We start from the raw sequence: 12,788 nt of genomic DNA on the forward strand, positions 1-12,788 counted from the left end.
GGAAGTGTTGATTAACCGCTTACAGCGGTGCCGTCTGGGCTTCCACCACCGCCAGTGCCACCATGTTCACAATGCGCCGCACCGACGAGATCGGCGTCAGCACGTGTACCGGTTTAGCGATGCCCATCAGTACCGGCCCCACCGTCACGCCGTCCGAACAGGAAACGCGCAGCAGGTTGTAGCTGATTCGCGCCGCTTCGACGTTAGGCATAATCAGGATGTTTGCCGCGCCTTTCAGCGGGCTATCCGGCATCAGATCGTTGCGGATACTCTCCACCAGTGCGGCATCACCATGCATTTCACCATCAATCTCCAGATCCGGCGCGCGCGCCTTCACCAGTTCTAGCGTTTCACGCATTTTGCAGGCCGCCGGCGCGTTGGAGGTGCCAAAGCTGGAGTGGGACAGCAGCGCCACCTTCGGCTCAATCCCGAAGCGGCGCACGGTTTCAGCCGCCATGAGCGTCAGCTCGGCAAGCTGCTCCGGCGTCGGGTCTTCATTGACGTAAGTGTCGGCAATAAAAGTATTTCCGCTCGGCAGCTCCAGCGCGTTCATCGCCCCGGCAACCTTGACGTCACCACGGAAGCCAAACAGTTTTTCCACCACCGCATAGTGCTCTTTATAGTCGCCGATGGTGCCGCAGATCAGCGCATCCGCTTCACCGCGATGTACCATAATGGCACCGATTAACGTCGGATTACCGATAACGGCACGCTGTGCCTGCTGCGGAGAAACGCCACGACGCTTCATAATCTGGTAATACTCGTTCCAGTATTCTTTAAAGCGCGGATCGGACTCATTGTTGACCACTTCAAAATCTTTACCCAGCTCGATTTTCAGCCCCAGCTTTTGCAGACGCATTTCAATCACGCTCGGGCGACCAATCAGAATCGGTTTCGCCAGACCCAGGGTGACCAGCTCCTGAGTGGCGTGCAGTACCCGCGCCTCTTCGCCTTCGGCCAGCACCACGCGTTTCGGATCTTTCCGCGCCTGCGAGAACACCGGCTTCATAAACAGATTGGTTTTATAAACAAACTCGGTGAGTTTTTCGCGGTAGGCGTCGAAGTCGGCGATCGGCCTGCGCGCCACGCCGGAGTCCATCGCCGCTTTAGCCACAGCCGGTGCGATCTGCACAATCAGACGTGGATCGAACGGTTTCGGGATCAGATATTCAGGACCAAAAGTCAGTTCCTGATCGCCATAGGCCGAGGCCACGACGTCGCTTTGCTCCGCCAGCGCCAGATCGGCAATGGCGTGAACCGCCGCCAGCTTCATCTCTTCATTAATTGCCGTGGCACCGACATCCAGCGCGCCGCGGAAGATAAACGGGAAGCATAGAACGTTGTTCACCTGGTTAGGATAATCCGAACGGCCGGTGCAGATAATCGCGTCCGGGCGTACTTCCTTCGCCAGCGGCGGCAGAATTTCCGGCTCCGGGTTAGCCAGCGCGAGGATCAGCGGATCGCGCGCCATTTTTTTCACCATTTCCGGCGTCATCACTTTCGGGCCGGAGCAGCCGAGGAAAATATCGGCATCGGCGATCACATCGTCCAGCGTACGCTTGCCGCTATCCACTACCGCATAGGCCGCTTTGGTTTCGGCCATATTGGCCTCACGCCCCTGATAGATAACGCCTTTTGAGTCGCAGACCACGATATTGTGTTTCTGCATACCCAGCGCCACCAGCAGGTTCATACAGGCGATTGCCGATGCACCAGCGCCGGAAACCACCAGCCGCACGTCTGAAATGGTCTTTTTCACCACCCGCAGGCCGTTCAGCACCGCAGCGGTACAGATGATAGCAGTACCGTGCTGATCGTCATGGAACACCGGAATTTTCATCCGCTCGCGCAGCTTCTGCTCGATGTAGAAACACTCCGGCGCTTTAATATCTTCCAGATTGATCCCGCCAAAGGTCGGCTCCAGCGCCGCCACCACGTCAATGAGTTTATCCGGGTCCAGCTCATCGACTTCGATATCAAAAACATCAATACCGGCGAACTTTTTAAACAACACGCCCTTCCCTTCCATCACCGGCTTACTGGCCAGCGCGCCAATATTGCCCAGCCCCAGCACCGCTGTACCGTTGGAAATGACCGCGACAAGGTTCGCGCGGGCGGTGTACTTATCCGCCGCCTGCGGGTCCTCGGCGATTTCCAGGCACGGAGCCGCCACGCCGGGCGAATAGGCCAGAGCCAAGTCGCGCTGCGTTGCCAGCGGTTTAGTCGGGGAAACCTGAATTTTGCCCGGAACGGGGAACTGATGAAAATCGAGCGCACTCTGTTTTAACTGGTCGTCCATTAACGCGTTCCTTTTTCTGTAGGTACAAACGTCCCAGTATAGAAGTGGCAACGCAGGGAAAAACTTGAGGCAGCCCACATCGTTGACACGGAGCAATCGGAAAAACAGGCAGTTCGTGCGTTAAAGGAGAGGTATGACAGCGGACCGTCTGGTTCAGTCCGCCGGGGCAGCAGGTTATTTGGTCATATTTAGTAAGGTACGGATATTCTGCGCCGTGGTGGCGATAATATCGATGGCACCGGTTCGCAGCGCGCCGAGGATCGCCATGGCTTTGGTATTTTCCGAGGCAATCGCAATCACGCAGGGGATCTTGCGCAGCTCCTCAATGCTCAGGCCAATCACCCGATCGTTCATCACCGTATCGACATGCTGACCCTGCGCGTTGAAAAAGTCGTATCCGGCCACATCACCGATCACCCCCTGATTCAGGCTGGCGTCGATAATCTCATGAGGCGTAAACCAGCCAAGTTTCACCATATAGCTGTTTTCGTTCATATCGCCGATACCCACCAGCGCCACATCCGCCTTGCGGGCGCGGTCCAGCGTCTCTTTGATGGTCCCGTTTTGCATAAAGGCGTCTTTAAGCGCGCGGTTTTCCACATAGGCCGGGGCGTACAGCGTTTCGCTAATGCCGCCGAATTTTTTCGCCAGACGGCGGCTGATATGGTCGGCGTTAATCGCATCACCGGGGCGATGAGTCCCACCAATACCGCTGATGAAGTGGCAGTTGCGGGTCGGTACGCTGCCGGGATGATCGGCAACGGCGGCGACGTTGCGCCCCTGCCCTACCGCCACCACCGCGTTGTCTTTTAAGGTTTGCGAAAGGTGCATGGCGACCAGCGCGGCAACCTGCCGCCGCTGCTCTTCGTCATCGTGATGGTCGAGTGCGATCAGCGCGCGCTGGAGCGAAAAACGCTCCAGCAGCTGCTGCTCCAGCCGGGTACTGAACACCGGATGGTAGCGCACGTTGATCTCCACAATGCCTTCTTCTTTTGCACGCTTTAACAGACGCCCGACCTTGATGCGGGAGATACCAAACTTTCGCGCAATCTCTTCCTGGGTAATCTCGTCCTGATAATAAGCGACGGCAATTTCCGTCAGCAGTTCGGTATCCTGAGATAGCGTGTTTTTTTCCATCCGGGCAGTCGTCTCTCTGTCTGAGTCGTGCTGTTTGGGCAGGAGTCTTCCTGCCGCGATCGATGTCAATTATCACATAAGGAGCGGCATACGGCCGCTCCTTATGCGCCTGACGGGCTGCTAATTTATACCATTTTACCGCACGAGCAGGTCGGATTTTTCTTGCCGCAGCACTCAGGCCGTCTCCGCCAACAGCTGCTGCTGTGCGCTGGCCGCCATCTGTTCCAGCAGCAGGCAGCAGGATACCGCGCCGGCATCCAGCACCCCGCGCGAACGCTCACCCAGACGGCTAGCGCGGCCAATCTTCGCCACCAGATCTTTTGTCGAATCGCGCCCCTGACGGGCAGCGTTGCGAATCGCCTGCAGCATCACAGTATAGCCCTCATCCGCCCGCTGCTCGGCGATCTCAACCGCCGGGATCAGCGTGTCCATCAGGCACTTATCGCCCACGCCCGCCTCGCTGATATCCTGCAGCTCGGTCAGCCCCGCCCGCAGCATAGCGGCAAAATCGTTGGCCGTCAGGGCGGATTTGCTGCGAATGTTATCGGCCATTCCCATAAAGAAGCTGCCGTACAGCGGCCCCATCGATCCGCCAATCCCCTCCATCAACGCGTCGGAGAGCGTATCAAAGGCCTCCGCCAGCGACTGCCGTTCATTCAGCTGTTCGCCACAAAGGGTAAAACCTTTCGCCATATTGATGCCGTGATCGCCATCGCCGATGGCACCGTCAATTTCGCTCAGATAGTCGCGATTGCTTTTAATCACCGTCACCAGTTCGCTGACCAGCTGGCTGCCGTGCTGCGTTGAAAGTTGCGTCATCATCTTATTCTCCCTGCATCAGGCCAGGTGCCTGAGTCGGCAGGTCCACCAGCTTTTTCAGTTCATCATCAAGCGTCATCACCGTTAGCGTGACGCCCATCATTTCCAGCGAGGTAAAGTAGTTGCCGACCAGCGCGCGATGAACGCGAATGCCTTTTTCAGTCAGCAACTTTTCCACTTCCGCATAGTAGATATACAGCTCCATCACCGGGGTTGCGCCCAGGCCAGAGACCAGTACCACCACTTCCGACGGTGGTGAAGCGACCTGCTCGGCAAGCACGAAGTTCAGCATAGTGGCAGCCATCTCTTTCGCGCTCTGGGTCGGGATCACTTCAATACCCGGCTCGCCGTGGTGGCCGATACCGATCTCCATCGTGCCGGGCTCGATATGAAAGTTGGGTTTACCCACTGCCGGGATCGTGCAGGAGCTGAGGCCCGCGCCAATCGAGCGACAGCGGTCAATGGCCTTCTGCGCCACGGCGATCACACCGTCCAGATCGTATCCCTGCGCCGCCGCCGCCGCGCCCACTTTCCACATCAGTATTTCGCCCGCCACGCCGCGACGCCTTTCGATTTCGCTAACCGGGGCGGATGCCACATCGTCGTTCGCCACCACGGTTTTGACAGTAATACCGGCGGCGGTGGCTTTTTTAATCGCCATCTTAACGTTCATGTTATCGCCCGCGTAGTTGCCGTACAGACAGGCCACGCCCGCGCCGCCGTCCGCCGCTTTAAACGCGTCGAGGAAAGCGCCCGCCGTCGGCGAAGAAAACACCTCGCCAATCGCCACCGCGTCCAGCATGTTTTTCCCCATGTAGCCAAGGAATGCCGGCTCATGGCCGGAGCCGCCGCCGGTCACCACGCCGACTTTGCCCGCAATCGGAGCCTGTGGGCGCTTAAGCACCCGAGGATTGTCGGTCGCCTGATAAATGGCCGGATGGGCTTTCAGGTATCCCTGGATAGCGTCCTCTACAACATAATCAGGATCGTTAATAATGCGATTCATCTGTCACTCCTGTTAGCAAAATTCTGACTTCAGCAAATGGTAAAGCCGCCATCGACCACCACGTTGGCCCCGTTCATCATTGCCGCACCCGGACTGGCAAGGAACAGCGCCGTAGCAGCAATGTGCGCTGGCTCCGCAAACCGACGCAGCGGGATCTGTTTTTTATGCGCTTCTCCGGCTTCACCGGCCCAGGCCTTTGCCCCCAGTTCGGTCAACACCACCGTTGGCGAAATGGCATTGACGTTAATGTTGTGCGGCCCCCACTCGAGCGCCAGCACCTGAGTCAGCCCAACCACCGCCGCTTTACTGGCGCAGTAGGCCAGATGCTGGGGCAGCGCCACCACGCTGGCCTGCGAGGCCATATTGATAATGTTGCCGCTTTTCTGCCGCAGGAAATGCTGGCCTGCCGCCTGTGAAACCAGGAAGGTCCCCTTCAGATTGATATCCAGCGTGCGGTCCCACGCTTCCTCGCTCAACGTCTCAGCGGGGGCCAGCAGTGCCACGCCCGCACAGTTCACCGCAATATCCAGCCTGCCAAAATGCGCCACGGTCCGTTCAACGGCCTGATAAACCGCTGTGCGGCTGGTGACATCAACCGCCAGGCCGATTGCCCGCTGTGGGTCCAGCGCGTTGGCCACGTCGGCGACCGTTGGATCGCGATCGAAAAGTGCGACGCGGGCACCATGCTGTAAAAAACACTCGGCGATAGCGTGGCCGATTCCCGCTGCGCCGCCGGTGATAAGGGCTACTTTGCCCGTCAGTTCTGTGCTCATCAGAGTGCTCCTTTCTGTTTGATTAAGCGGGTGTTGCCGCTGTCCGCAGACGCATCCCCCGCTGGCAGAGTGACAAATTTCATCAGCACCGCCGCCAGCAGATAGAGGCCGGTATAAATCCAGATCACCCCGGCGGCACCAAACGGACCAATAAACAAGCCGACGACCGCCGGGCCAACAAAGGTGCTTAACCCGGCACCCAGATTAAGAATCGACATCGCTGCACCTTTATTTTCCGGTGCCAGCGACGGCATCAGAGCGGAGAGAGGGACGAACGCGGCCAGGCAGGCCCCGAACAGTCCGGCGATGACGATGGTGGCCAGATAGTTCGCTCCCAGCCACTGCGGCATATAGAAGAACAGTACGGTGGTAATCGCGCAGCCGATGCAGCCGAACCACATCACCACGTTGCGCCAGCCGAGGCCGTCGCTGATGATGCCAAACAGCAGGTTGAAGATGATATTGACGCCCCACAGCGCGGCGTACATATGCAGCCAGTCGGTGCGGGTAAAGCCAAAATCCATCATGTAGGTTGGCATAAACACCACGAAGCCGTAGGCCGCCGAGGTATTAATGGTGCGGACAATACCACCCAGCCCGATTTTTGGATTTTCAAAGGCAATGGTGATGCCCTTCAGCACATAGGCCAGCGTCGGCTTTTCTCGCTGCGCTTCCGACTCATCTTTCCCACGATTGAGGAACAGTGCGATCGTTGCGCCCAGCATCACAAAGATCAGCGCACTCCACAGGGTATGGATTTCACCCAAAATCGGCAGCGCGATACTGGAGTACAGCACGCCGAGCACGCTCAGCCCGCCGCTGTAGACGAACCAGAAGATGCCTACGGCTGAACCCAGCCTTTCGCGCGGAGCCTCGTAGGCCACCCAGACCAGGAAGCCGTAGGCAAACAGCGGGTAACCCAGACCGCGAAGCGCGTAGGTAGGGATCATGGTCATCAGGTGATTGCTCGGCAGACCAATGGTCAGAAACAGTACCGAACCGATCATAAACAGCACCAGCCCCACCAGCATCACACGCTTTGCGGTATAGATTTCAGCCAGCACGCCGGAGAACCAGGCGGCAATCGCGGCGGCAAAACCATAAACGCTGAACAGCAGCGCAGACTGCTGCACGCTCAGCCCTTTTTCAATCAGGTAAGGCGAAAGCCATCCCTGCTCCAGCCCTTCGCCCATCATAAAAATCAGTACGCCCGCGTAGCCCAGCATCAGCTTGGGCGACAGCCCCGTACGCGCAATCATTCGTTGTAACATTGTATCCTCCCGGTGTTGTCTTCAGGAGGTGCGCCCGGCGTAGACCAGGACTGCCGCACCCGCCAGGCCTGGATCAGAGATTTGGATTGAGTACCACTTTGATTGAATCAACGCCGCGCTTCATCAGGTCGAACCCTTCAGCGAAACGTTCCAGCGGTAGCGTATGGGTGACCACACCTTCGGTCGGCAGCGATCCATCTGCGATGCCGCTGATGACCAGCGGGTAACAGTAAGGTCCAAGATGTGAACCGAGGAGATCCAGTTCTTTACGGTCGCTGATAATGCTCCAGTCGACGCTGACCGGATCTTTAAACACCGAGAACTCCACGAAAGTGCCGAGCTTGCGGATCATCGTCAGCCCCTGTTCTACCGACTTCGCGGCACCGGTTGCCTCGATGTAAATATCGCAGCCGTAGCCCTCGGTCATCTCTTTGACGATTTTTATCGCGTCCTCCCGCGCGGGGTTAATCACCAGATCGGCGCCGAAGGTTTTCGCAAGCTCAAGGCGACGATCGGAGAGGTCCAGCACCACCAGTTTCTCCGCACCGGATTTTTTAATCGCGCCGATCATCCCCAGCCCCAGCGTGCCCGCCCCGGCCAGCACCACCACATCACCCAACTTGATATTGGCGCGCTGCACGGCATGAAGTGAACAAGCGTATGGCTCGATCAGGATGGCTTTTTCAATCGGCAGATCCGCAGGCACCGCGTAGTTAATAGCCTCTTTGGTAAACTTCATGTACTGCGCCATGCCGCCGTTGACGTTGTTCTGAAAGCCGTAAAGATCGTGTTTTTCACACATCCAGTACTGGCCGCGATTGCAGAAGCGGCATTCCCAGCACGGTACGATCTGCTCGGAGATCACCCGATCGCCGAGGTTAAATTCCGTGACTTCATCACCCAGCGCCACAACGTGAGCAATAAACTCATGGCCCGGGATCATCGGCGCTTTGATATAGGCTGGCTGCTTTTCATCCCCCCAGAAGCTCGGTGCACCTTCATAGGCTTTAACGTCGCCCGCGCAGATACCGCAGGCTTCAACTTTTACCAGGATTTCCTTCGGCCCGATGGTGGGCACATCCACTTCCTCAAGCCGATAATCCCCCGGTGCGTAGGCTACAACCGCTTTCATTCGCTGCGGGATATCCGCGACGCTTCGGCTCTGTTCTGTACATGTCTGGCACATAATCCGTCTCCGCTTATTGATCATTTGAACATGCATTGATTAAATGAACAGTACGCATAGCGTGCAAGGAAGCCAACAACCGAAGATGAAAACTGTGACGAGCGTCGTGCAACGGAATTTTTAGCCGTTAAACACCCTCACAAATCTAAATTAGTGTGATCAATCCCTCTTTTAATTTTTAATATCGCTTAAAACACATCAATCATATGAACACGTATTGAACATTTGTAATTTTGCGCATAGGGTAAGCAAAGCGGTGGGCACGATCCGCCGGATCGCCGGCCACTTTCGTCACCTTCTTTTGGAGATCTGCTATGCTTTCTATTGCAATTGGCGCTGATGATGCCGCCATTGAGTTGAAAAATGCCTTAATTGATTATCTTCACCAGTCCGGCTTTACTACCGCTGATTACAGCGCTGATGCGCAGCACGAAGGCGGATGTGCCTATCCGGATATTGCCTGGACGGTGGCACAAGCCATCAAAAATGGCCGTCACCAGCGTGGCATTCTCGTGTGTGGTACAGGCATTGGAATGAGCATCACAGCAAATAAAGTACCTGGTATTCGTGCCGCGCAGTGCCACGATACGTACTCCGCAGAACGCGCTCGTAAAAGTAACGACGCGCAAATCATTACCTTAGGTGCCCGGGTTATCGGGGCCGAACTGGCAAAATCGATTCTTGCAGCATGGCTCAATGCGGAATTTGAAGGCGGACGCTCAGCGCCAAAAGTTGAAAAAATAGGCTATTACGAACAGCTCAAAAGTTCGTAAATGACAGGTGAATTGCCTGCAGGCCCCGGTATACGCGGCCTGCGGTGAACCATTGGGCAGGCCCATTGCAACAATCAGAAAAAGCGCATTCCAGTTCAATCCTGCCTGATGCACTGTGATCCGCCTGAGATTATTTCGCAACAACCGCAGTACCCCCGCGGTTCAGAAACGCACTGGGCGCATCTGTTACCGGCTGTCGGGTACAAGATTGCTTACAAGGAGCTTAGACAGATGAATCAGCTAGACGCACTAAAACAGTACACCACGGTAGTGGCAGACAGCGGCGACATTGAATCGATCCGCAACTATCACCCGGAAGATGCGACTACCAATCCGTCTCTTATTCTTAAAGCCTCCGGGCTCGATTCCTACAAACATCTGATCACCGACGCCATCGATTACGCCAAAAAACAGGGCGGCAGCAAAGAAACCCAGATTATCAACGCCAGCGATAAAGTCGCCGTGAATCTCGGTCTGGAAATTTTGAAAAGCGTGCCGGGCCGCGTCTCTACCGAGGTTGATGCCAGGCTGTCTTTCGATCGCGGTATGTGCGTGACCAAAGCGGAAAAGCTGGTAAGAATGTATGAGGAACACGGCATCGACCGCTCGCGGATTCTGATCAAGCTGGCCTCTACCTGGGAAGGGATTAAAGCGGCTGAAGAGCTGGAAAAAAACGGCATTCAGTGCAACCTGACACTGCTGTTTTCATTTGCCCAGGCGCGTGCCTGTGCCGAAGCCGGCGTATTCCTGATCTCCCCGTTCGTGGGCCGTATTTATGACTGGTACAACAGCCGTCAACCGCTTGATCCCTATGTGGTTGATGAAGATCCGGGCGTTAAATCCGTTCGCAGCATCTACGAGTATTATAAGCAGCACCGCTATGACACGGTGATAATGGGAGCCAGCTTCCGTAAGACCGAGCAAATTCTGGCGCTGGCGGGCTGCGATCGCCTGACCATTTCCCCTAATCTGCTGGAAGAACTCCAGGCCAGCACCGCGCCGGTTGAACGTAAGCTCACGCCGTCAACCGAAGCCTTCCACCAGCCTGCGCCGCTTTCCGAAGCGGAGTTCCGCTGGCAGCACAATCAGGACCCCATGGCGGTAGAGAAACTGGCTGAAGGTATCCGCCAGTTCGCCGTTGACCAGCAAAAGCTGGAAGACGTGCTGGCCGCCAAACTGTAATTCCTCAGCCAACCCTTTCCATCATCAGGGCGGATTTCCAATCCGCCCTCTGCACTTCGGGAGAAGATATGTCTTCACGTAGAGAACTGGCAAATGCCATCCGCGCCCTGAGCATGGACGCCGTACAAAAAGCAAAATCCGGCCACCCCGGCGCACCGATGGGCATGGCGGATATTGCAGAAGTGCTGTGGCGCGACTTCCTGCATCACAACCCGGCCAATCCCGCCTGGGCCGATCGCGATCGTTTTATTCTCTCCAACGGCCACGCCTCCATGCTGCTATACAGCCTGCTGCATCTCACCGGTTATGACCTGCCGATGGAAGAGTTAAAGAACTTCCGTCAGCTGCATTCAAAAACCCCGGGCCATCCCGAAATTGGCTATACTCCGGGCGTTGAAACCACCACCGGGCCGTTGGGCCAGGGGCTGGCCAATGCGGTGGGACTGGCGATTGCCGAACGCACGCTGGCGGCGCAGTTTAACCGCCCCGATCATCAGATTGTTGACCACTTTACCTATGTGTTTATGGGCGATGGCTGCCTGATGGAAGGCATCTCTCATGAAGTCAGTTCTCTGGCCGGTACGCTGGGGCTGGGCAAGCTGATTGGTTTTTACGACCACAACGGCATTTCCATTGATGGTGAAACGGACGGCTGGTTCACCGATGATACGGCGAAGCGCTTCGAAGCCTATCACTGGCACGTGATCCACGATATTGACGGACATAATCCTGAAGCGATCTCCGCCGCGATTAAAGAAGCCCAAAGCGTGACTGACAAACCGTCACTGATTATCTGTAAAACGATTATCGGTTTCGGCTCGCCAAATAAAGCCGGTAAGGAAGAATCCCACGGTGCAGCCCTGGGTGAAGAAGAAGTGGCTTTAACGCGGAAAGAGCTGGGCTGGAATTATCCACCTTTCGAGATCCCGAAAGATATTTATGCGCAGTGGGATGCGAAACAGGCCGGTGCCGAGCGTGAAAAAGCCTGGAATACCCGGTTCAATGCCTATAAAGCCGCGTATCCGGAACTGGCCACGGAATACAGTCGCCGAATGAGCGGCGGTATGCCGGAAAACTGGGAAGCCGAAACGCAGAAATATATTCAGCAGTTGCAGGATAATCCGCAGAAAATTGCCAGCCGTAAGGCCTCGCAGAATGCGCTGGAAGCCTATGGCCCGCTGCTGAAAGAATTCTTAGGCGGCTCTGCCGACCTTGCGCCGAGTAATCTGACTATCTGGTCGGGTTCAAAATCGATTAAGGATGACAGCGCAGGTAACTATATTCACTACGGCGTACGTGAGTTCGGCATGACGGCGATTGCCAACGGCATCGCCCACCACGGTGGTTTTATTCCCTACACCGCCACCTTCCTGATGTTTGTTGAATACGCCCGTAATGCGGTGCGTATGGCGGCCTTAATGAAGGCACGGCAGGTTCTGGTTTATACCCACGATTCCATCGGGCTGGGTGAAGATGGCCCAACCCACCAGCCGGTTGAACAGCTGGCCAGCCTGCGCGTAACGCCAAACATGAGCGTCTGGCGCCCCTGCGATCAGGTTGAAACTGCGGTGGCATGGAAACACGCCGTTGAGCGCCATAATGGCCCGACCGCGCTGATCCTGTCCAGGCAGAATCTGGCCCAGCCTGCGCGCAGCAAGGCTCAGCTGGAGAATATTTCACGCGGGGGTTACATCCTGAAAGACAGTGACGGTACGCCGGAAGTGATTCTGATTGCTACGGGTTCCGAAGTGGAGATCACCCTGGGCGCGGCTGAGAAGCTGACCGCCAGCGGGCATAAGGTGCGGGTGGTTTCTCTGCCCTCCACCGATTTGTTCGATGCGCAGGATGCGGCCTATCGCGAGTCGGTGCTGCCGTCCAATGTGACCGCTCGCGTGGCGGTTGAAGCCGGGATTGCCGATTACTGGTTTAAGTATGTTGGCCTGCACGGGGCGATTGTTGGGATGACCAGTTTTGGCGAGTCCGCCCCGGCTGAGAAGCTGTTTGCCGAGTTCGGTTTCACGGTGGAGAATATTGTCAGCCATGCTGAGGCGCTGTTGAAACCGCATTGATGTGAGGTTGCGAGGAGTGGCATTGCGTGCCTGGTCGTTTGCAAAGTCTGGGATTAGCGCAGGTGGGCTGTGCCCCCGTTCGAGCGGGTCCTCGCGCCACTTGCGCGGTACCCTCACTCCGATCGTCAGCCTTATCGGACCGGCTTAGAGTGGCATATATGCCTGGTCGTTTGCAAAGTCTGGGGTTAGCGCAGGCGGGTTGTGCCTCCGTTCGAGCGGGTCCTCGCGCCGCTTGCGCGGTACCTTCACTCCGATCGTCAGCCTTATCGGACC

At 56.6% G+C, this 12,788-nt stretch carries 10 protein-coding genes; 3 read left to right on the forward strand and 7 right to left on the reverse strand.

All coding sequences use genetic code 11. The features are described from left to right. Positions 1–19: 19 nt before the first annotated feature. The 7 genes from maeB to IBT46_RS09945 form a co-directional block, all read right to left on the reverse strand. Positions 20–2,299: an NADP-dependent oxaloacetate-decarboxylating malate dehydrogenase gene (gene maeB / locus IBT46_RS09915; protein ID WP_200545545.1), complete on the reverse strand. Its 2,280-nt coding sequence runs from the start codon at positions 2,297–2,299 to the stop codon at positions 20–22. Between the two features lie 174 nt (positions 2,300–2,473). Beyond that, positions 2,474–3,436 carry a sugar-binding transcriptional regulator gene (locus IBT46_RS09920; protein ID WP_200545546.1) on the reverse strand — a complete coding sequence of 321 codons (963 nt, stop codon included), beginning with the start codon at positions 3,434–3,436 and terminating at the stop codon, positions 2,474–2,476. A gap of 174 nt (positions 3,437–3,610) precedes the next feature. Then, a complete protein-coding gene (dhaL, locus tag IBT46_RS09925) occupies positions 3,611–4,258 on the reverse strand; it encodes a dihydroxyacetone kinase subunit DhaL (protein ID WP_200545547.1) in 648 nt (215 codons plus the stop codon). Position 4,259: 1 nt separating this feature from the next. Next, positions 4,260–5,261: a dihydroxyacetone kinase subunit DhaK gene (locus IBT46_RS09930; RefSeq protein WP_200545548.1), complete on the reverse strand. Its 1,002-nt coding sequence runs from the start codon at positions 5,259–5,261 to the stop codon at positions 4,260–4,262. 29 nt (positions 5,262–5,290) lie between these two features. Next, a complete protein-coding gene (locus IBT46_RS09935) occupies positions 5,291–6,034 on the reverse strand; it encodes an SDR family oxidoreductase (protein ID WP_200545549.1) in 744 nt (247 codons plus the stop codon). Next, positions 6,034–7,305 (reverse strand): MFS transporter, encoded by a 1,272-nt coding sequence (locus IBT46_RS09940; RefSeq protein ID WP_105593285.1) that lies wholly within the window; start codon positions 7,303–7,305, stop codon positions 6,034–6,036. The genes IBT46_RS09935 and IBT46_RS09940 overlap by 1 nt, the downstream gene beginning before the upstream one ends. Positions 7,306–7,378: 73 nt before the next feature. Next, positions 7,379–8,491: an alcohol dehydrogenase catalytic domain-containing protein gene (locus IBT46_RS09945; RefSeq protein WP_200545550.1), complete on the reverse strand. Its 1,113-nt coding sequence runs from the start codon at positions 8,489–8,491 to the stop codon at positions 7,379–7,381. A 314-nt stretch (positions 8,492–8,805) separates the two neighbouring features. Between IBT46_RS09945 and rpiB the strand changes: the two genes are divergently transcribed. From rpiB to tkt, 3 genes are all read left to right on the forward strand, one after another. Further along, positions 8,806–9,264 (forward strand): ribose 5-phosphate isomerase B, encoded by a 459-nt coding sequence (gene rpiB / locus IBT46_RS09950; RefSeq protein WP_200545551.1) that lies wholly within the window; start codon positions 8,806–8,808, stop codon positions 9,262–9,264. 231 nt (positions 9,265–9,495) lie between these two features. Beyond that, positions 9,496–10,446: a transaldolase gene (gene tal / locus IBT46_RS09955; protein WP_200545552.1), complete on the forward strand. Its 951-nt coding sequence runs from the start codon at positions 9,496–9,498 to the stop codon at positions 10,444–10,446. A 68-nt stretch (positions 10,447–10,514) separates the two neighbouring features. Further along, complete coding sequence (gene tkt / locus IBT46_RS09960) at positions 10,515–12,515, forward strand: transketolase (protein WP_200545553.1); 2,001 nt, start codon at positions 10,515–10,517, stop codon at positions 12,513–12,515. Positions 12,516–12,788 lie beyond the last annotated feature (273 nt).

Origin of the sequence: Erwinia sp. S38 (assembly GCF_016624545.1) — a bacterium.
Classification (GTDB): domain Bacteria; phylum Pseudomonadota; class Gammaproteobacteria; order Enterobacterales; family Enterobacteriaceae; genus Erwinia; species Erwinia coffeiphila.

Bases quoted from the DNA above. Each gene is read 5' to 3' on its own strand.
- dhaL (WP_200545547.1), bottom strand. From the start codon at position 4,258: ATGATGACGCAACTTTCAACGCAGCACGGCAGCCAGCTGGTCAGCGAA.
- IBT46_RS09940 (WP_105593285.1), bottom strand. From the start codon at position 7,305: ATGTTACAACGAATGATTGCGCGTACGGGGCTGTCGCCCAAGCTGATG.
- IBT46_RS09920 (WP_200545546.1), bottom strand. From the start codon at position 3,436: ATGGAAAAAAACACGCTATCTCAGGATACCGAACTGCTGACGGAAATT.
- IBT46_RS09930 (WP_200545548.1), bottom strand. From the start codon at position 5,261: ATGAATCGCATTATTAACGATCCTGATTATGTTGTAGAGGACGCTATC.
- rpiB (WP_200545551.1), top strand. From the start codon at position 8,806: ATGCTTTCTATTGCAATTGGCGCTGATGATGCCGCCATTGAGTTGAAA.
- IBT46_RS09945 (WP_200545550.1), bottom strand. From the start codon at position 8,491: ATGTGCCAGACATGTACAGAACAGAGCCGAAGCGTCGCGGATATCCCG.
- tal (WP_200545552.1), top strand. From the start codon at position 9,496: ATGAATCAGCTAGACGCACTAAAACAGTACACCACGGTAGTGGCAGAC.
- IBT46_RS09935 (WP_200545549.1), bottom strand. From the start codon at position 6,034: ATGAGCACAGAACTGACGGGCAAAGTAGCCCTTATCACCGGCGGCGCA.
- maeB (WP_200545545.1), bottom strand. From the start codon at position 2,299: ATGGACGACCAGTTAAAACAGAGTGCGCTCGATTTTCATCAGTTCCCC.
- tkt (WP_200545553.1), top strand. From the start codon at position 10,515: ATGTCTTCACGTAGAGAACTGGCAAATGCCATCCGCGCCCTGAGCATG.